At 62.2% G+C, this 17,523-nt stretch carries 15 protein-coding genes; 11 read left to right on the top strand and 4 right to left on the bottom strand.

What is annotated here, in order from left to right; all coding sequences use genetic code 11:
- Positions 1-35 precede the first annotated feature (35 nt).
- Entirely contained in the window at positions 36-2,030 is a 1,995-nt protein-coding gene (gene tkt / locus IGW03_RS15375; protein WP_194723441.1) for a transketolase, read from the bottom strand.
- Positions 2,031-2,447: 417 nt separating this feature from the next.
- Between tkt and IGW03_RS15380 the strand changes: the two genes are divergently transcribed.
- The 9 genes from IGW03_RS15380 (at position 2,448) to IGW03_RS15420 (ending at position 12,325) form a co-directional block, all read left to right on the top strand.
- Positions 2,448-3,173 carry a 16S rRNA (uracil(1498)-N(3))-methyltransferase gene (locus tag IGW03_RS15380; protein ID WP_194723442.1) on the top strand — a complete coding sequence of 242 codons (726 nt, stop codon included), beginning with the start codon at positions 2,448-2,450 and terminating at the stop codon, positions 3,171-3,173.
- A gap of 162 nt (positions 3,174-3,335) precedes the next feature.
- Positions 3,336-3,755: a YidB family protein gene (locus IGW03_RS15385; RefSeq protein WP_194723443.1), complete on the top strand. Its 420-nt coding sequence runs from the start codon at positions 3,336-3,338 to the stop codon at positions 3,753-3,755.
- An 84-nt stretch (positions 3,756-3,839) separates the two neighbouring features.
- On the top strand, positions 3,840-4,697 hold the full coding sequence (locus IGW03_RS15390; RefSeq protein WP_194723444.1) for a M90 family metallopeptidase: 858 nt from the start codon (positions 3,840-3,842) through the stop codon (positions 4,695-4,697).
- Positions 4,698-4,791: 94 nt separating this feature from the next.
- The gene (locus IGW03_RS15395; RefSeq protein WP_194723445.1) at positions 4,792-5,769 is read left to right on the top strand and encodes a bifunctional riboflavin kinase/FAD synthetase; all 978 of its coding nucleotides are present in this window, start codon (positions 4,792-4,794) and stop codon (positions 5,767-5,769) included.
- Positions 5,770-5,836: 67 nt separating this feature from the next.
- Positions 5,837-8,725 carry an isoleucine--tRNA ligase gene (gene ileS / locus IGW03_RS15400; protein WP_194723446.1) on the top strand — a complete coding sequence of 963 codons (2,889 nt, stop codon included), beginning with the start codon at positions 5,837-5,839 and terminating at the stop codon, positions 8,723-8,725.
- A 124-nt stretch (positions 8,726-8,849) separates the two neighbouring features.
- Positions 8,850-9,371, top strand: a complete 522-nt coding sequence (lspA, locus tag IGW03_RS15405; RefSeq protein WP_194723447.1) for a signal peptidase II — start codon at positions 8,850-8,852, stop codon at positions 9,369-9,371.
- Between the two features lie 66 nt (positions 9,372-9,437).
- On the top strand, positions 9,438-10,631 hold the full coding sequence (coaBC, locus tag IGW03_RS15410; RefSeq protein WP_194723448.1) for a bifunctional phosphopantothenoylcysteine decarboxylase/phosphopantothenate--cysteine ligase CoaBC: 1,194 nt from the start codon (positions 9,438-9,440) through the stop codon (positions 10,629-10,631).
- 109 nt (positions 10,632-10,740) lie between these two features.
- On the top strand, positions 10,741-11,190 hold the full coding sequence (gene dut, locus IGW03_RS15415) for a dUTP diphosphatase (RefSeq protein ID WP_194723449.1): 450 nt from the start codon (positions 10,741-10,743) through the stop codon (positions 11,188-11,190).
- 13 nt (positions 11,191-11,203) lie between these two features.
- Complete coding sequence (locus IGW03_RS15420; protein ID WP_323744984.1) at positions 11,204-12,325, top strand: M48 family metalloprotease; 1,122 nt, start codon at positions 11,204-11,206, stop codon at positions 12,323-12,325.
- Positions 12,326-12,441: 116 nt separating this feature from the next.
- Here IGW03_RS15420 and IGW03_RS15425 read toward each other — a convergent pair whose 3' ends face one another.
- From IGW03_RS15425 to IGW03_RS15435, 3 genes are all read right to left on the bottom strand, one after another.
- Positions 12,442-12,858: a hypothetical protein gene (locus tag IGW03_RS15425; protein ID WP_194723450.1), complete on the bottom strand. Its 417-nt coding sequence runs from the start codon at positions 12,856-12,858 to the stop codon at positions 12,442-12,444.
- 117 nt (positions 12,859-12,975) lie between these two features.
- Complete coding sequence (locus IGW03_RS15430; protein ID WP_194723451.1) at positions 12,976-14,688, bottom strand: TRAP transporter large permease; 1,713 nt, start codon at positions 14,686-14,688, stop codon at positions 12,976-12,978.
- A complete protein-coding gene (locus IGW03_RS15435; RefSeq protein ID WP_194723452.1) occupies positions 14,685-15,230 on the bottom strand; it encodes a TRAP transporter small permease subunit in 546 nt (181 codons plus the stop codon). The genes IGW03_RS15430 and IGW03_RS15435 overlap by 4 nt, the downstream gene beginning before the upstream one ends.
- A 223-nt stretch (positions 15,231-15,453) precedes the next feature.
- On the opposite strand from IGW03_RS15435, the gene IGW03_RS38905 reads away from it, so the two are divergent.
- Both IGW03_RS38905 and IGW03_RS15445 read left to right on the top strand, forming a co-directional pair.
- Positions 15,454-16,908 (top strand): sensor histidine kinase, encoded by a 1,455-nt coding sequence (locus IGW03_RS38905; RefSeq protein ID WP_194723453.1) that lies wholly within the window; start codon positions 15,454-15,456, stop codon positions 16,906-16,908.
- Positions 16,905-17,519 carry a response regulator transcription factor gene (locus tag IGW03_RS15445; protein WP_194723454.1) on the top strand — a complete coding sequence of 205 codons (615 nt, stop codon included), beginning with the start codon at positions 16,905-16,907 and terminating at the stop codon, positions 17,517-17,519. The genes IGW03_RS38905 and IGW03_RS15445 overlap by 4 nt, the downstream gene beginning before the upstream one ends.
- Positions 17,520-17,523 lie beyond the last annotated feature (4 nt).

Genomic DNA, 17,523 nt, shown 5'->3' on the forward strand with positions numbered 1-17,523 from the left:
GTCAGCATGCACGCAGGAGGGGCGCTGGGAATTCTTTACGCCAACACCGACTTCACCTTGGCCACGACGTTGTCGGTCGTGAAGCCGAAGTGCTTGAACAACACACCCGCCGGCGCGGATTCGCCGAAGCTGTCGATGCCGACCACGGCGCCTTCGAGCCCGACGTACTTGTACCAGAAGTCCGTCACGCCGGCCTCGATCGCCACGCGCGGCAAGCCCTTCGGCAGCACCGCAGCCTTGTAGGCAGCGTCCTGGCGGTCGAACACGTCGGTGCTCGGCATGGACACCACGCGCACCGCGATGCCCTGCTTGGCCAGTTCGTCGGCCGACTTGACGGCCAGCTCGACTTCCGAGCCGGTGGCGATCAGCACCGCCTTGGCATCGGCCGCATCGCGCAGCACATAGGCGCCGCGCTGGATATCGCCGATCTGCTGAGCGCTACGCTCCATGAACGGCAGGTTCTGGCGCGAGAAAATCAGCGTGCTCGGACCGTTGCGGCGCTTGACAGCTTCACGCCATGCCACCGCTGACTCCACGGTGTCGCACGGACGCCAGTTGTCCAGGTTCGGGATCAGGCGCAGGCTGGAGATGTGCTCGACCGACTGGTGGGTCGGGCCGTCTTCGCCGAGGCCGATCGAATCGTGGGTAAACACGAACAGCGAACGGATCTTCATCAGTGCCGCCATGCGGATCGCATTGCGGCTGTAATCGGAAAACGTCAGGAAGGTCGCACCGAACGGCAGGTAACCGCCATGCAGCGTGATGCCGTTCATGATCGCGCTCATGCCGAACTCGCGCACACCGTAGTTGATGTGATTGCCCGGCTGCTCGCTGCGCACCGCCACGCTTTCCTTCCAGTTTGTCAGGTTGGAACCGGTCAGGTCGGCAGAGCCGCCGATGAATTCCGGCAGCACCGGCGCCAGTGCCTGGATCGCATTCTGGCTGGCCTTGCGGGTGGCGATGGTTTCCTTCTTCTCGACGCAGCTTGCGATGTATGCATCCATCGCGGCATCCAGATTGCCGGGCAGCTCGCCTTTCATGCGGCGCAGCAGCTCGCCTGCCTGTTGCGGATAGCGCTCGTCGTAAGCCTTGAACAATGCATTCCATTCGTTTTCCAGTGCCTGGCCGGCGGCTTTCGCATCCCAGGCCGCATAGACGTCGGCCGGAATCTCGAAAGGCGCGTGCGACCACGCGATTGCTTCGCGCGTCGCGGCGATTTCCTTGTCGCCGAGCGCCGCGCCGTGCACCTTGTCGCTGCCCTGCATATTAGGCGCGCCTTTGCCGATGACCGTCTTGCAGCAAATCAATGTTGGCCTGTCCGATGTCTTCGCTTTCGCAATGGCGGCGTCGACGGCGGCCACGTCATGGCCGTCGACATCGGGAATGACGTTCCAGCCGTAGGCTTCGAAACGCTTCGGCGTATCGTCGGTGAACCAGCCGTCCACCTTGCCGTCGATGGAAATGCCGTTGTCGTCGTAGAGGGCGATCAGCTTGTTCAGGCGCAGCGTGCCGGCCAGCGAACAGGCTTCGTGGGAAATGCCTTCCATCAGGCAGCCGTCGCCCATGAAGACATAGGTGTAATGGTCGACGATGTCGAAGCCGGGCTTGTTGAATTCGGCGGCCAGCAGCTTCTCGGCCAGCGCCATGCCGACGGCATTGGTGATGCCCTGGCCGAGAGGACCGGTGCTGGTCTCGACGCCTTCGGTGATTTCGAATTCGGGATGGCCGGGCGTCTTGGAATGCAGCTGACGGAAATTCTTGATCTCTTCCATCGACAGGTTGTAGCCGCTCAGGTGCAGCAGTGCATACTGCAGCATCGAGCCGTGGCCGTTGGAAAGCACAAAGCGGTCGCGGTTGATCCAGCGCGGATTCACCGGATTGTGGCGATGGTGCCTGGTCCAAAGGGCGACGGCAATTTCTGCCATGCCCATCGGCATGCCCGGGTGGCCGGAGTTTGCCTTTTGTACTGCGTCCATCGCCAATGCGCGGATCGCATTGGCCATCTTGTCGGTGGGGAGAGTGGAAGTCATGTCAAATCAAGGTATGTGGCGGATCTTGGAGCGGCTCCGGCGCGGGATCGCCGCGGATCGCGGACTGTTTCTGCGCGGGATGGTGCAAAGCCCGTTATTTTACCAGACTGAGTCTGCCGCCATTAAAATCGGGGCTGCCCGATTTGCCAAACAGGCATGCGGCAGGAGATTCCCCCATGCAAGCAGCGTTCAAGTATGACAATACAATCGATGCTGGCTGCCCCGCGTGGTGTTTCGCCGCCGATAGCGCTAAACGCTGTATGGGCAGCCTATCCTGACATAAGAGAAAGAACGCAAGAACGGAAAGAACAACAGCGCAAAGACAGGTTGGAACAATGTAGCAACCGGCAGTTGCAAACCTTCCGTCTCCGCTTTGTCCAACGCCTTCCATTACATTTATTCCCTGCAATCACAAACATGCCCAGATTTTTTCTTCCGCAAGCCCTCGCCGTCGGCAGCCTGGTCTCGCTGCCCGACGCGATTTCCCATCACATTCATGTACTGCGCATGAATGTCGGCGACATGGTGACGCTGTTCAACGGTGAAGGCGGAGAGTATGCGGCAACGCTGTCCACGATCGAAAAACGCGGCGCCGTGGCGGAAGTGAAGACGTTTTCGCCGCGCGAGGCTGAATTGCCGTACGCGGTTACGCTGGCGCAGGGATTACCGGAAGGGTCCAAGATGGACTGGATCATCGAGAAAGCCGTCGAACTCGGTGCGACCGCCATTCAGCCGATTGCTGCACAACGTTGCGTGGTACGCCTGAACGCGGAGCGCGCGGAGAAAAAACTGCAGCACTGGCAGGGCATCATCGAGTCGGCCGCCGAACAGTGCGGCCGCAACCGCCTGCCCCACCTGTGTGCGCCGGCGCCGTTCGGCGAATGGATAGGGCGCAAGGATCTGCATCGGCGCATCCTGCTGTCTCCGCGCGCCGAGCAGTCGCTGTCCGACTGGGCGAGACATCATCCGCCGCAGGCGATTTCGCTGATGATCGGGCCCGAGGGCGGATTCACCGAGCAGGAAGAAAACGCGGCGGCCAACCAAGGGGTGCTGCTTCTATCCATAGGGAAACGCGTACTGCGGACCGAAACCGCCGGGCTGGCCGCCTTGGCCGGCATCAATGCGGTGTGGGGCGAAATTTAAGCCGGCGCAATCCGGATGCGCCGCTGATTCCTGAAAATTTTTAGTGTTCCGGCGGAACTTTTCCGCCTTTAAACGGAGATCAAACTTCGGCTCGATTGCCACGCGCAAATCCTTCAATTGCCCTAAGGTGCTGCTTTATTCAATCTGCATCTGGAGGCACTCATGGGACTGCTGGACAAGGCATTCGACATGCTTGGAGACAATCATCTGCCGCTGATGGATTCCCGCACGCGGCTCCTGCAGGCGGCGCTGGCGCTCATCGCCAACAACGGCCAGACCGGCGGCCTGCACGGATTGGTCGAGAAATTCCAGGAAGCCGGCCTTGGCAGCGTCATCCGCTCCTGGATCAGCGCCGGACCGAACGTCGCGCTGACGGCAACCCAGATGGAACGGGTCCTGGGAGAAGGCCATCTGCAGCAGATCGCGGAAGAAACCGGCTATACCGAGCATGAAGCGGCCGAGCATCTGAGCGAGATGCTGCCCGACCTGATCGACCAGCTGACGCCTTCCGGCCAAGTTCCCCAGGGCGGCCTCGGCAACATGAGCGCCCTGCTCGATCATTTCATGGGCGGCTATCATTGATTGAAGAGGCTGGAGGTTTGCCGGCCTCTGGCATACCCATCACGGCGATAGGCACGTTGCCGAAAATTCCGCGACAATGACGGCATGCAATGGTTAAAGAATCTTCTCTTCCGGGATAAGCCCAGTATTCCCGATTCGCTCTGGCAGGCATGCGTGGCACGCCTGCCGTTTCTGGACCGGCTGGGCGAAGCCGATCTGGCGCGCCTCAAGGCCTTGTGCGAGGACCTGCTCCACCGCAAGACCGTGACCGGCGCCGGCGGCTTCCTGCTGTCGGACGAAATCGCGGTCCTGATCGCCGCCCAGGCCTGCCTGCCCATCCTCAATCTCAGCCTCGACCTGTACGACGACATGGCGGGGATCATCGTTTATCCCGACGCCTTCATCATTCCCCAGACCGAAGTCGACGAGGCCGGCGTGGTGCATGAATGGCAAGAACCGGTTTCCGGCGAAGCCATCGATGCCGGCGGCGCCGTTGTGCTCTCCTGGGAGGATGCGGAAGATGTCGACGTGCCGGGCTATAACGTGGTCATTCACGAATTCGCCCACAAGATCGACATGACCACCGGCGTGCCGAACGGCTATCCGCCTTTTTTCCCGGATTGGCACAAGGATCTGGATGCGACCGAATGGCGCGACGTCTTCAGCGCCGCCTACGAGGATTTTCACGAACATGTGGAACTGCTCGAATCGCGGCTGCCCGAGGATTTCGACGACACCATCGACGCCCACGCCGCCTACTACGACGAACTGGCCGCCGGCCTGCCGCTGGACCCTTACGCGGCAAGGCATCCGGCGGAATTCTTCGCGGTCGCCTCGGAAGCCTTCTTCGTCCATCCCGAACCGCTGGCCAGCGCCTATCCTGACGTTTTCCGCCTGCTGAAAGCCTACTACCGGCAGGACCCGCTCGCCGATCCCGGGCGGGAGCGTCGCGTGCTGCATTGACTTTTCGGCATGACGCCCCGGCTTGCGAAGCGGAAAAGCACGGGAAAGCGCTTATAATCACTGGTTTTGCATCAGAGATCTCCGGGCCATTCCCATGAAGGTATTTCGCGGACTTCCCAACGCCGAATCGCGCGCGCCCTGCGCGCTGACCATCGGCAACTTCGACGGCGTGCATCGCGGCCACCAGGCCCTGCTGGCGCACGTGCGCGAAGCGGCGACGCGGCTCGGCGTCGAGGCAGCGGTCATGACCTTCGAGCCGCATCCGCGCGAATTCTTCGCCCGCCTCGCCGGCGACCTGTCGCGCGCCCCGACCCGCATCGCCAACCTGCGCGACAAGCTGCAGTCCCTGTCCAATGCCGGCATCGACCGGGTCATCGTCGAGCATTTCAGCGCCCATTTCGCATCGATGTCGCCGCAAGACTTCGTGGAAAAGGTGCTGGTCGAGGGCCTGCACGTGAAATGGCTGATGGTCGGCGAGGATTTCTGCTACGGCTCCAAGCGCGCCGGCAACGTCGCCAGCCTGATCGAGGCCGGCAAGAAGTACGGTTTTCACGTCGAGGCGATGCCGGCCGTCACCAATGACGGCGTGCGCATTTCCTCCTCGGCGGTGCGCGCCGCGCTCGCAGCCAGCGACTTCCCGCTCGCGGCCCGGCTGCTGGGTCATCCCTATGCGATTTCCGGGCATGTCATCCACGGCAAGAAGCTCGGGCGCACCATCGGCTTCCCGACCATGAACCTGCGCATCGCCCACAAGCGCCCCGCGCTGTCGGGCATCTTCGTCGTGCAGGTGCACGGGCTCGCGGACCATCCGCTTCCGGGCGTGGCCAGCCTCGGCGTGCGGCCGACCGTCGAGGACGGCGGCCGCGTGCTGCTGGAGACCTACCTGTTCAATTATGCCGAGCAGTGCTACGGAAAAGTCGTGCGCGTCGAATTCCTGAAGAAGCTGCGCGACGAGGAAAAGTATGTCGATCTTCCGACGCTGACGGCCGCGATCGATCGCGACGTCCAGCAGGCACGCCAGTTCTTCAAGGAACGCGAAACGCTCGCGGTGTCCGCCACCGACCGAATTTGACGATCAGACGCGCCCTAGTGCTTCATCCGCCCGTTTGATCCACAGAATTTTTACGATTGAAACCACCATGTCCGAGCAAAAAAACAAGTATCCGGTCAACCTGACCGAAACCGCCTTCCCCATGCGCGGCGATCTCGCCAAGCGCGAACCGAAGTGGGTAAAGGAATGGCAGGATAAGAAGATCTACCAGCGCATCCGCAAGGCGTCCAAGGGCCGTCCCAAGTTCATCCTGCACGACGGTCCGCCGTATGCGAACGGCGACATCCATATCGGCCATGCGGTCAACAAGATCTTGAAGGACATGATCGTCAAGGCCCGCAACATGGCCGGTTTCGACGCCCAGTACGTGCCGGGCTGGGACTGCCACGGCATGCCGATCGAAATCCAGATCGAGAAGCAGTTCGGCAAGAACCTGCCGACGGCGGAAGTGCTGGCCAAGTCGCGCGCCTATGCGTCCGAGCAGATCGAGCGCCAGAAGAAGGACTTCATCCGCCTGGGCGTACTCGGCGAGTGGGACAATCCTTACAAGACCATGAACTTCGGCAACGAGGCCGACGAGATCCGCGCGCTCGGCACCATCCTGGAAAAAGGCTATGTCTACCGCGGCCTGAAGCCGGTGAACTGGTGCTTCGACTGCGGCTCGGCGCTGGCCGAAGCGGAAGTGGAATACCAGGACAAGCGCGACCCGGAAATCTATGTCGGCTTCCCCGCCGCAGACCGCGACAAGCTGGCCGACGCCTTCGGCCTGGCTTCGCTTCCGGCCGAACCGGTCTATGCGATCATCTGGACCACCACGCCCTGGACCATCCCGTCCAACCAGGCGCTGAACGTTCATCCGGAATTCAATTACCGCCTGCTGAAGCTGGAATCCGGCCGGCACAGCGGCAAGCATGTCATCGTTGCCGCCGAACTGGTCGAGGCCTTCCTGAAGGACATCGCGGAGAAAGGCGCCGACAAGGAAGCTGGAACGCCCCCCGTCACCGCCGCCGTGCTCGGCGAAACCACCGGCACGAAGCTCGCGCATGTGCGCTTCCGCCATCCCTTCGCCGACCTTGATCCGGCCTACAACCGCTTCTCGCCGGTCTATCTCGGCGAATACGTGACGCTGGATGCCGGTACCGGCATCGTCCACTCCGCGCCTGCCTACGGCGTGGAAGACTTCCTGTCGTGCAAGGCGCACGGCATGCGCGACGATGAAATCCTCAATCCCGTCATGGGCGACGGCAAGTATGCTTCCTGGCTGCCCTTCTTCGGCGGCATGGGCATCTGGGACGCATCCAAGCCCATCTGCGACAAGCTCACCGAAGTCGGCGCACTGTTCGGCTTCGGCATCAAGCCGCACAGCTACATGCACTGCTGGCGCCACAAGACGCCGATCATCTACCGCGCCACCTCGCAGTGGTTCGCCGGCATGGACAGCGTGCCGAAAGACGGCGGGCCGACGCTGCGCGAAACCGCGCTGGCCGGCATCGAGGCGACCGCCTTCTTCCCGAGCTGGGGCAAGGCCCGCCTGCACGGCATGATCGCCAACCGGCCCGACTGGACCCTGTCGCGCCAGCGCCAGTGGGGCGTGCCGATGGCCTTCTTCGTGCACAAGGAAACCGGCGAGCTGCATCCGCGCACGCCCGAGCTGCTGGAGGAAGTGGCCAGGCGCGTCGCCGAGAAAGGCATCGAAGCCTGGCAGGCGCTCGATCCGAAGGAACTGCTCGGCGCGGATGCCGACATGTATGTGAAGAACAAGGACACGCTGGATGTCTGGTTCGATTCGGGTACTACGCACCAGACGGTGCTGCGCGGCTCCCATGCGGAGCAGTCGCAGTTTCCGGCCGACCTTTACCTGGAAGGCTCGGACCAGCACCGCGGCTGGTTCCATTCCTCGCTGCTGACCTCGTCGATGATCAACGGCCAGCCGCCCTACAAGGCGCTGCTGACCCACGGCTTCGTGGTCGACGGCGAAGGCAAGAAGATGTCGAAGTCCAAGGGCAACGTGGTGGCACCGCAGAAGGTGTCCGACACCTTGGGTGCGGAAATCCTGCGCCTGTGGGTGGCTTCGACCGACTATTCCGGCGAACTGTCGATCTCCGATGAAATCCTCAAGCGCGTGGTGGAAGCCTATCGCCGCATCCGCAACACCCTGCGCTTCCTGCTGGCCAACACCTCCGACTTCGATCCGAAGAAGGATGCGGTGCCGGTTGCCGAACTGCTCGAGATCGACCGTTATGCCATCGCCCGCATGGCGGAACTGCAGGCGGAGCTGCTGCAGCATTATGAAGTGTTCGAATTCCATCCGGTGGTGGCCAAGCTGCAGGGCTACTGCTCGGAAGACCTCGGCGGCTTCTACCTCGACATCCTGAAGGACCGCCTGTACACCGGCGGCACGACCTCGGCCGCGCGCCGCTCCGCGCAGACCGCGATCTGGCACATCACCCAGGCGCTGCTGCGCGTGATGGCGCCGATCCTGTCGTTCACCTCCGAAGAGGCGTGGGCGGTATTCGCCGGTGCGGAAGGCTATGCCGAAAGCGACGAGACCATCTTCACCCAGACCTACTACGCCCTGCCCGAGATCGCGGATGCGGCCAGCCTGCTGGCACGCTTCGCCGCGCTGCGCGAAGTGCGGACCTCGGTCACCAAGCAGCTGGAAGAAGTGCGCGTCGCCGGCGGCATCGGCTCGTCGCTGCAGGCAGAGATCGAGATCAAGGCCAGCGGCAACAAGTTCGCGCTGCTCAACAGCCTCGGCGGCGACCTGAAGTTCGTGTTCATCACTTCGCAGGCGAAAGTGACCCAGGTCGGCAGCGAGGCGGAAGAAGGCGTCACCGTCACGCCGTCGGCTTACCAGAAGTGCGAACGCTGCTGGCATTACCGCGCGGATGTCGGCGCCCATGCCGATCATCCGGGCATCTGCGGACGCTGCGTCAGCAACCTGTTCGGCAAGGGCGAGGCGCGCAAGTACGCTTGACGACGCCTCGGCGCGGGCGCTCTTCGGGAAGGCATCATGCCCACTCGAAACGCTTGCGCCGTCCTGCAGGGCACACATTCAACCGGTCGGTGTTCCCTGCCGACCGCAACTCTTCGCAACCGACATGGCATCCAAACAAAAGAGCTTCAAGACCCTTTCCGCGAGCCCGAAGAGCAGCATCGCTCCCTGGCTCGGCATCGCTGCCATCATCATCCTGATCGACCAGATCACCAAGGTCACGATCAACAAGCTGTTCGTGTTCGGCGAATCGCGTCCCGTCACTTCCTTTTTCAACCTCGTGCTGGCCTACAACAAGGGTGCGGCATTCAGCTTCCTCGCCGACGAAGGCGGCTGGCAGCGCTACATCTTCACCGCAATCGCCATCGGCGCCGCCGTCTTCATCGTCTACCTGCTCAAGCGCCACGCGGGGCAGCGGCTGTTCTGCTGGGCGCTGGCGCTGATCCTCGGCGGCGCGGTCGGCAACCTGATCGACCGGGTGGTCTACGGCCACGTGATCGACTTCCTCGATTTCTACATTCCCAATTCCAGCCTGCCGCACTGGCCCGCGTTCAACGTGGCCGACATGGCGATCGTCGGGGGTGCCGCCCTGTTCATCATCGATGAGCTGCGGCGGGTCGGCAAGTAGCCGCAGGTATCATGCGGCCGACGCTGCTACACTTGCCCGATCGGAATCCACTTCAGAGAGCTTCGCATGGACCTTGCCGGTAAAAGAATCGTTCTTGGCCTCACCGGAGGCGTCGCCTGCTACAAGGCCGCCGAACTTACCCGCGGCTTGAGCAAGGCGGGCGCCAGCGTGCAGGTGGTCATGACTAGGGCGGCCACGCATTTCATCACGCCGGTAACCATGCAGGCGCTGTCGGGCCGCACCGTCTACACCGACCAGTGGGATGACCGCATTGCCAACAACATGCCGCATATCGATCTCACGCGCGATGCGGATGCCATCGTGATCGCCCCCTGCTCGACCGATTTCATGTTCAAGCTCGCGCACGGCGCCTGCGACGACCTGCTGTCGACGCTATGCGTGGCGCGTCCGATAACCGTGCCGCTCATGGTCGCGCCGGCGATGAACGTGGAAATGTGGCAGAACCCGGCCACCCAGCGCAATGCCGCCCAGCTGCGCGCCGACGGCATCGCCCTGCTCGGCCCCGATGCCGGGGAACAGGCCTGCGGCGAAACCGGTATGGGCCGCATGCTGGAACCGGAGCAGCTGCTCGAGGAAATCATCGCCTCCTTCCAATCCAAGGCGCTTGCCGGCAAGCGCGTGCTGCTGACCGCGGGTCCCACCTTCGAGCCCATCGATCCGGTACGCGGCATCACCAATCTCTCCTCGGGCAAGATGGGTTACGCGATCGCCCGCGCCGCGCGCGAGGCCGGTGCCGAGGTCACTCTTGTTTCCGGCCCCACCGCGCTCGAGACGCCCTACGGCGTACACCGCATCAATGTGCAGACCGCGCAGCAGATGCACGACGTGGTGCTGTCGCGCGCCGCCGGTAACGATATCTTCATCGCGGTGGCCGCCGTGGCGGACTGGCGCGTCGCCAATGCCAGCGAGCAGAAGCTGAAGAAGACCGGCGCCGGCGACGTGCCGCAGCTTGAGTTCGCGCAGAATCCCGACATCCTCGCCGCCGTCGCCGCCCTGCCGGACAAGCCGTACTGCGTCGGCTTTGCGGCCGAGTCGGAAAAGCTGCTGGAGTACGGCGAGGAAAAACGCAGGCGCAAGGGCATTCCCCTCCTCGTCGGCAATATCGGCCACCAGACCTTCGGCAAGGATGAAAACGAACTCGTGCTGTTCGACGATGCCGGCCATCAGCGCCTGCCGCGCGCCGACAAGCGCACGCTCGGCCGGGTTCTGGTCGGCGAGATTGCGCGCCGCCTCGGTTAATGATCCGGCCCGACCTATTTTCGGACCGGATCAATAAGAACGAATCAAGCTGTATCTTTTTGTAATGAGCGGCGCGAGCGCCGAATGCCTCCATTTATTCTTACCATTCATGAAAACCATTGACGTCAAGATTCTCGACCCGCGCATGAAGGAACAACTGCCTGCCTACGCCACCCCGGGCAGCGCCGGACTCGACCTGCGGGCCTGCATCGATGCGCCGCTGACCATCAAGGCGGGTCAAACCCACCTGATTCCGACCGGACTGGCGATCCATATCGCCGACCCCGGCTATGCCGCAATGATCCTGCCGCGCAGCGGCATGGGCCACAAGCACGGTATCGTGCTGGGTAATCTGGTCGGGCTGATCGATTCCGATTACCAGGGCCAGTTGATGGTCTCTACATGGAACCGCGGCCAGACCGACTTTACGCTCAATCCGATGGAGCGGCTGGCCCAACTCGTGATCGTGCCGGTCCTGCAGGTCGGATTCAACGTGGTCGAGGAATTCGGCGACAGCGAACGCGGCAGCGGCGGCTTCGGCAGCACGGGCAAACATTAAGGGAGAATGATTGATGCTTTCCGATAAGCGGCTGGCCCGCTTGTTTTCATCGCAGCGGCTGTCCTCGGCGGGCAAGCGCCTTGCATTCATGCCCGCGGCCCTGCTGCTCGCGGCATGCGCCACCAGCACGACAAATACCACCGAGCCTGCCGCAATGCCTCGCCCGGCGGAACAGGCGGCACGTCCCGCCGCTCCTGCGGTGCCGACCCAGGAAGAACTGACGCTGAAATCGCTGGTGGCGCTGCAGGACCGCCTGTACCGGGTCGCGGCGCCGCTGATCGTCAACAATTCCGAGCTGTGCAAGGCCAATGCCCGCAACCTGCTGGGTTTCACGGCGAAGAACCGTTATTCCTATTCGAAGGAGTATGTCGCTGCAGCGCAGCAGGCGCTCGGCCTGGGCGACCGGCTGCAGATCATGGGCGTGCTCGAAGGCAGCGCGGCCGCGCGCGCCGGCGTGCGCCCAGGTGACGGCATCCTCGCGGTCGAGGGACAGCGTCTGCCGGAAGGCGAGAATGCCGAGCGCCAGGCCGCCACCATCCTCGCACCAATCGTGACCGGACGTTCCAGCGTCAAGCTTTCCCTGCTGCGCCAGGGCGAGGAAGTGGCGATCAACGTGCCGCTCACCTATGCCTGCGCCTATGGTTTCGAACTCGGCAACACCGACAACGTCAATGCTTATTCCGACGGGCACCGCGTGCTGGTCACGCGCGGCCTGATGAATTTTGCCCGCACCGACGACGAACTGGCCTACGTGCTGGCCAAGGAAATGGCCCACAATGCGCTGGCCCATCCGGCGCGGCAGCGCACCAGCGCCACCGCCGGCGGCATCATCGACAACCTGACTCGCATCCGCCCCGACATGAGCACCATGAACGGCCTGGCCGGCATCAAGCCGATGCCGCAGGATCTGGATGCGATGGCGGACAAGCTCGCGATGTACATGCTGGCGCGCGCCAACTACAAGCTCGACGGCGTCGTGCCGTTCTGGCGCCGACTGGCGGCCCAGTATCCGCCCGGCACGCTGAATGCCTATACGGCGCTGCATCCCTCAACCGGCTACCGCATCACCATCATGGAACGCACGATCAAGGATGTGCGCGCAAAACAGGCAGCGAAGAAGCCCGTCATGCCGTAACACCGCATTGCAGCCCTGGTCGCCAAACACGATCTGGGCGTCATCAGTGCAGTCACTCAGCCCTGTCGGCGCCACTCCGCCCGCAGGGCTGTTTTCATTGAAATGCCTGCTTTGAATCAGGCCTGTTTTTTTGAAATTTCGACAAGCTCCTCGGCGACATCATCGCGGTACCCGTCGATACGGGCCCGGTATCTGGCGATATCGCGCTCCAGCTTCTCGATCTCGCCCAGGGCAAGCAGATATTGCTCCTGTGCCTTGTTCGCATCGCTCAGGTCGAGGGGCTCCACGTCGCTGCGCATGCTTTCTGAGCATGCCAGCATGTGCTCGGCAATGCGCAGGCGGATGTATCTGGCCAGTACTGCAGGCGAATTGCGGATGCTCTGCGCCTTGGGGCCGCCCCACCGCTGCTCGCAATATCGCCCGACGTCCGCGATCGTGTATTGCTCCTGGCTGCCGGCCTTTTCCAGGCTGTCGCACGCCGTCCGGATGCGCTGCATGGACTTGATCCGCGCCACGCCTTCGGAATTTGTCACGACAGTCTCGTAGAAGCTTGTGCTTACCCGCATTGATGCATTTCGCTCCGCAATCAGACGACAGCGGGCGGCAAGGTAGATGCCGCCCGCCGGTGCCTTGCTGATTTCAGACGCCGTTCATCGAGGCGCCTCTTTCTCCGGTTCGGTGCTGAACTGGAGTTCCTTCTCGGGACTTCCCGGCCAGTCCGAATTCTCCTGTGCAGGTTGTTCGATGACCAGGCCTTCGGACGTATCGGTAACCGTTCCCTTGTCCAGCAGCCCGGTCACCATCGCAGGCCACGCAGCAACCAGGCCGACCATCACGATCTGCAGGACTACCCAGGGTATCGCTCCCCAGTAGATATCCGAGCTCTTCACTTCCTTCGGCGCCACGCCGCGCAGATAGAACAGTGCGAAGCCGAAAGGCGGATGCATGAACGAGGTCTGCATGTTCACGCACAGCATGACGCCGAACCACACCAGGGCAGCGGATGCCGCAGCTTCCGGCGTACCCATCTGCTCGATCAGCACCGGCGCCAGCACCATTTCCGCGACCGGGGCGATCATCGGTACCACGATGAAGGCGATCTCGAAGAAGTCGAGGAAGAAGGCAAGGAAGAAAATGAACAGGTTGACCACGACCAGGAAGCCGATCCAGCCGCCGGGAAGCGAGGTGAACAGATGCTCCACCCAGAGGCCGCCGTCCACGCCCATGAAGACTACCGAGAAGCAGGTGGAACCGATCAGGATGAAGACCACCATGGAGGTCAGCCGCATCGTGGACTGGTAGCCGAGCACGATGAGATCGCGCAGATCCTTGATGCGCGTGGCGCGGTAGATCAGCCAGGCGATAGCGACATACACCACCAGCAGCGTGGCCTGGAGGAAGGGCTTGATGTTGTCGCTGATGCCGGTATTCTTTTCGTGGAAGACCAGGCCAATAATCGTGGCGACGGCAAGGCCCGCCATGCCGACCCGGAAAAACTTGCTGTCGAGCCTGGAGAACATCGGATGCCGCACGACAGCCAGCACGACCGCACCTAGCGCGCCCATCGCGCCGGATTCGGTCGGTGTTGCGATGCCCAGCATCATCGTACCCAGCACCATGAAGATGAGCACGGCCGAGGGAATGATGCCCTTCATGCATTGGCGCCACAGCGCCCATCCCTGCAGGGTCCGGTCCTGCTTCGGAATCGCCGGCAGCCAGTCGGGTTTGATGCGCGTCAGGATGAAGGTGTACAGCACGAACAGGCCGATCTGCACCAGCGACGGGCCCCATGCACCGAGATACATGCTGCCGACGTCGGCGCTCGCGGTCGGCGTGCGCAGCTGGTCGGCCAGGACCACCAGCACCAGCGACGGCGGCACCAGCTGAGTGATAGTGCCGGATGCGGCCAGGACGCCCGTCGTATAGCGTATGTTGTAGCCATAGCGCATCATGACCGGCAGCGAGATCATTGCCATCGTGATCACCTGGGCGGCCACCGTCCCGGTGATCGCACCGAGGATGAAGCCGACCATGATGACCGAGTAGCCCAGGCCGCCGCGTACGGTGCCGAAGAGCTGTCCCATCGAATCGAGCATTTCCTCGGCCAGCCCGCATTTCTCCAGGATCGCGCCCATGAAGGTAAAGAATGGAATCGCGAGCAGCAGGTCGTTGGCGATGACGCTGCCGAAGATCCGCTGCGGAACGGCCTGCAGGTAATTGAGGCCGAAGAAGCCGTGCTCGATCGATATGAAGCCGAAGAACAGGCCCAGCGCCAGCAGGGAAAATGCGACCGGAAAACCGATCAGCATGAAGATCACGAGGCCGCCGAACATGAGCGGCGGCATATACTCCAGCGGAATCATTGGACCGGCCTTTCATATTCGGTTTCGAAGCTGGCCTGACCGGCCAGGGCAGCGATGCGCTTGATCAGTTCGGAAATCCCTTGAAGTGCGAGGATGCCGAAGCCCAGCGGCACGATGAACTTGATCGGATAGCGCGGAAGGCCGCCCGCGTTGGCGGACTGTTCCATGATGTCCCATGAAGGCACGAACAGCGCCTTCCACGACAGCCAGGCAAAGAGAATGCAGGCGGGAAGCAGAAAGGCGATGACGCCGAGCACGTCGATCCACAATTGCATGCGCTTGGAGACGTGACCATAGATCAGGTCGACCCGCACATGCTCGTTGCGCTGGAAGGTGTAGGAAGCGCCGAGCATGACCGACGCACCGAACAAATACCACTGAAGTTCAAGCGGCCAGTTGTTGCTCCAGTCGAAGCCGTAGCGGATCAGCGCATTGGTCGCACTGATCAGGCAGGAAAGCAGAATCATCAGGTTTGCCAGCCTGCCGACACGCTCGCCCAGCCTGTCGATCCAGCGTGACACCTGTAAAAGTGTTTGAAGCATCGTCTCCGTCCATTAATGTAGATTAGCAATCTGACGCAATTCGCTGACGATTCGCCGCGAACAAAATGTCCGATCGGAGTATAGGTTGGAGCCGAAGAAGTACCGCTAGGGTTTCCCCTAGGTGGCGGCTACGTAGTAATGCGCAAGCGTGCCTGCAATGCGGTATGCGATATCCGGTACGGTAGGATGGGAAGTTCGGACAGGAAAACCAACTCTTGACATCGTGAAACGAGACAGCTTCTCCTTGCATGGCTTGCATCGCCTCTATCTGGCGTCTACCCGCACCCCGGCGCGCACCGTTTCGCTTGCGCTGCTGATGGCCGGCGTCATCGCCGTAGCCGATCTGATTACCGGCTACGAGGTGCGCCTTGCCGTTTTGTACATGCTGCCCATCGCGGTGGCCACCTGGCGCGCGGGCATCCGTGCCGGCATCTTCGTCGCAGGCATCGCAGTCGTCAGCTGGAGCGTCAGCTTTCATCCCGACCATCGCTACTCGAGCGAACTGTTCTATTTCTGGGAAGGCGGCGCTCTGGGAGCAACCTTCCTGATCACGGTATTCCTGCTCGCACGGCTTCACGATGCGCTTGGAGACGCAGACAGACGGTTCCGGGAAGTGCTGCAAGGCCTTGCCGCCTATGTCTACGTAACGAGCGAGCAGAACGGCAAGATCCTGTACGCCAACCAGCCGCTCGAACGGCTGCTGGGCATGGATCTGGCGGGGCGGCACGGCGATGTCGTCAGCCAGCGCATCTGCGCGACGGGCGACACCATGAATGCAAATGCCGGCCTTGCCCGCCATTCCTTCAGTTACTACGAGGCGCGTGACCGGCTATCGGGGCGCTCGTTCGGCGTGCAGGCCGGCCCGGTCAGCTGGGAGTCCCGTGAACTGGCGCATCTGCATGTGCTCACCGATATTACGGAACAGAAGGAAGCGGCGGTGCTGAAGTTCCGGCACAGGGAAATGGTCGGCAAGACCTCGCGCATGGCAGTGCTGGCGGAGATCGCCACGATGCTCGGCCACGAACTGAACCAGCCCCTGATGGCAATCACTACCTACAACAGCGCCGGAAAGATCCTGCTGTCGCAGGATGTGCCGGATATCGCTGCTGCAATTTCCTCGCTGGACAAGTCGGCGGCGCAGGCGGCACGCGCCAGCGAAATCGTCAGCAGGACGAGAAGCTTTCTGCAGCGCCGCGCGCCATCGATGCTGAGCGCCGGTATCAACGCACTGATTCGTGATGCAGTCCAGACGATGGAGCCCGACATGCGCGGCATCCTGCTTGACGTTGATGACAGCGCGACCGCAAGTCTTGTGCCGATATCGATGGATCCCACGCTGATCGAACAGGTCATCGTCAATCTGCTGAGCAATGCGGCGGATGCGGCACGTTCGGCCGGACGCGACATGCCAAGAATCGGCATTTCCACGGCAGTCGATGACGGCGCTGTCGTCGTTTCGGTTCAGGACAACGGGGAAGGTATCTCGAGCGACGCCGCTGCCAAGCTCTATGACGCCTTCTTTACCACCAAGTCCGGCGGACTGGGGCTCGGCCTTTCTATCTGCCGTTCCATCGTAGAAGCCCACCATGGCCAGCTGGAACACCATGACCTCGGCGGCGCAGGCACCGTCTTTTCCTTTCGCCTTCCCATCGTCCATACGCAGGAGACACATCAATGAACGGCCAGACTGTCTATATCGTCGATGACGACGATGCGATCCGGGACTCGCTGCGCATGCTGTTCACGGCTCTGAAAATCAGCGTGGAGACCTTCGGTTCGGCAGCCGCCTTCCTCACCGCCTACCGGCGCGACTGGTCGGGCTGCATCGTGCTCGATATCCGGATGCCTGGAATGAGCGGTCTCGTCATGCAGGAAGAACTCGCGAAACGGCGCATCGCCCTTCCTGTCATATTCCTGAGCGGCCATGCCGACGTGCCCATTGCGGTACGCGCGCTCAAGCAGGGCGCCTACGATTTCATCGAAAAACCGCTTGAAGCGGAGATACTGGTGCCGGCGGTCCTGGCCGCGCTCGAAGCCGATGCCGCGCAGCGCAAGCGGCAGAGCGGCCAGGAAAACATTGCGCTCAACAGCAATGGACCGCTTGAAGAACTGACCGAACGGGAACAGCAGGTACTGAGGCTTCTGCTGAACGGAAAATCCAGCCGCTACATGGCGGAGGAACTGAAGCTCAGTGTCAAGACCATCGAGTTCCACCGCGCGAAGATTCGCGAGAAGCTCGGCGTGACTTCCCTGGCCGAGCTTTTCAGGCTGTTTCCCAACGGCCTGTGACGCC

Source organism: Noviherbaspirillum malthae (genome assembly GCF_015352985.1).
Classification (GTDB): Bacteria; Pseudomonadota; Gammaproteobacteria; order Burkholderiales; family Burkholderiaceae_D; genus Noviherbaspirillum; species Noviherbaspirillum malthae.

What these genes read in the sequence shown, in the direction of transcription:
- tkt (WP_194723441.1), bottom strand. Translation starts at nt 2,030, where the DNA reads ATGACTTCCACTCTCCCCACCGACAAGATGGCCAATGCGATCCGCGCA.
- IGW03_RS15380 (WP_194723442.1), top strand. Translation starts at nt 2,448, where the DNA reads ATGCCCAGATTTTTTCTTCCGCAAGCCCTCGCCGTCGGCAGCCTGGTC.
- IGW03_RS15385 (WP_194723443.1), top strand. Translation starts at nt 3,336, where the DNA reads ATGGGACTGCTGGACAAGGCATTCGACATGCTTGGAGACAATCATCTG.
- IGW03_RS15390 (WP_194723444.1), top strand. Translation starts at nt 3,840, where the DNA reads ATGCAATGGTTAAAGAATCTTCTCTTCCGGGATAAGCCCAGTATTCCC.
- IGW03_RS15395 (WP_194723445.1), top strand. Translation starts at nt 4,792, where the DNA reads ATGAAGGTATTTCGCGGACTTCCCAACGCCGAATCGCGCGCGCCCTGC.
- ileS (WP_194723446.1), top strand. Translation starts at nt 5,837, where the DNA reads ATGTCCGAGCAAAAAAACAAGTATCCGGTCAACCTGACCGAAACCGCC.
- lspA (WP_194723447.1), top strand. Translation starts at nt 8,850, where the DNA reads ATGGCATCCAAACAAAAGAGCTTCAAGACCCTTTCCGCGAGCCCGAAG.
- coaBC (WP_194723448.1), top strand. Translation starts at nt 9,438, where the DNA reads ATGGACCTTGCCGGTAAAAGAATCGTTCTTGGCCTCACCGGAGGCGTC.
- dut (WP_194723449.1), top strand. Translation starts at nt 10,741, where the DNA reads ATGAAAACCATTGACGTCAAGATTCTCGACCCGCGCATGAAGGAACAA.
- IGW03_RS15420 (WP_323744984.1), top strand. Translation starts at nt 11,204, where the DNA reads ATGCTTTCCGATAAGCGGCTGGCCCGCTTGTTTTCATCGCAGCGGCTG.
- IGW03_RS15430 (WP_194723451.1), bottom strand. Translation starts at nt 14,688, where the DNA reads ATGATTCCGCTGGAGTATATGCCGCCGCTCATGTTCGGCGGCCTCGTG.
- IGW03_RS15435 (WP_194723452.1), bottom strand. Translation starts at nt 15,230, where the DNA reads ATGCTTCAAACACTTTTACAGGTGTCACGCTGGATCGACAGGCTGGGC.
- IGW03_RS15445 (WP_194723454.1), top strand. Translation starts at nt 16,905, where the DNA reads ATGAACGGCCAGACTGTCTATATCGTCGATGACGACGATGCGATCCGG.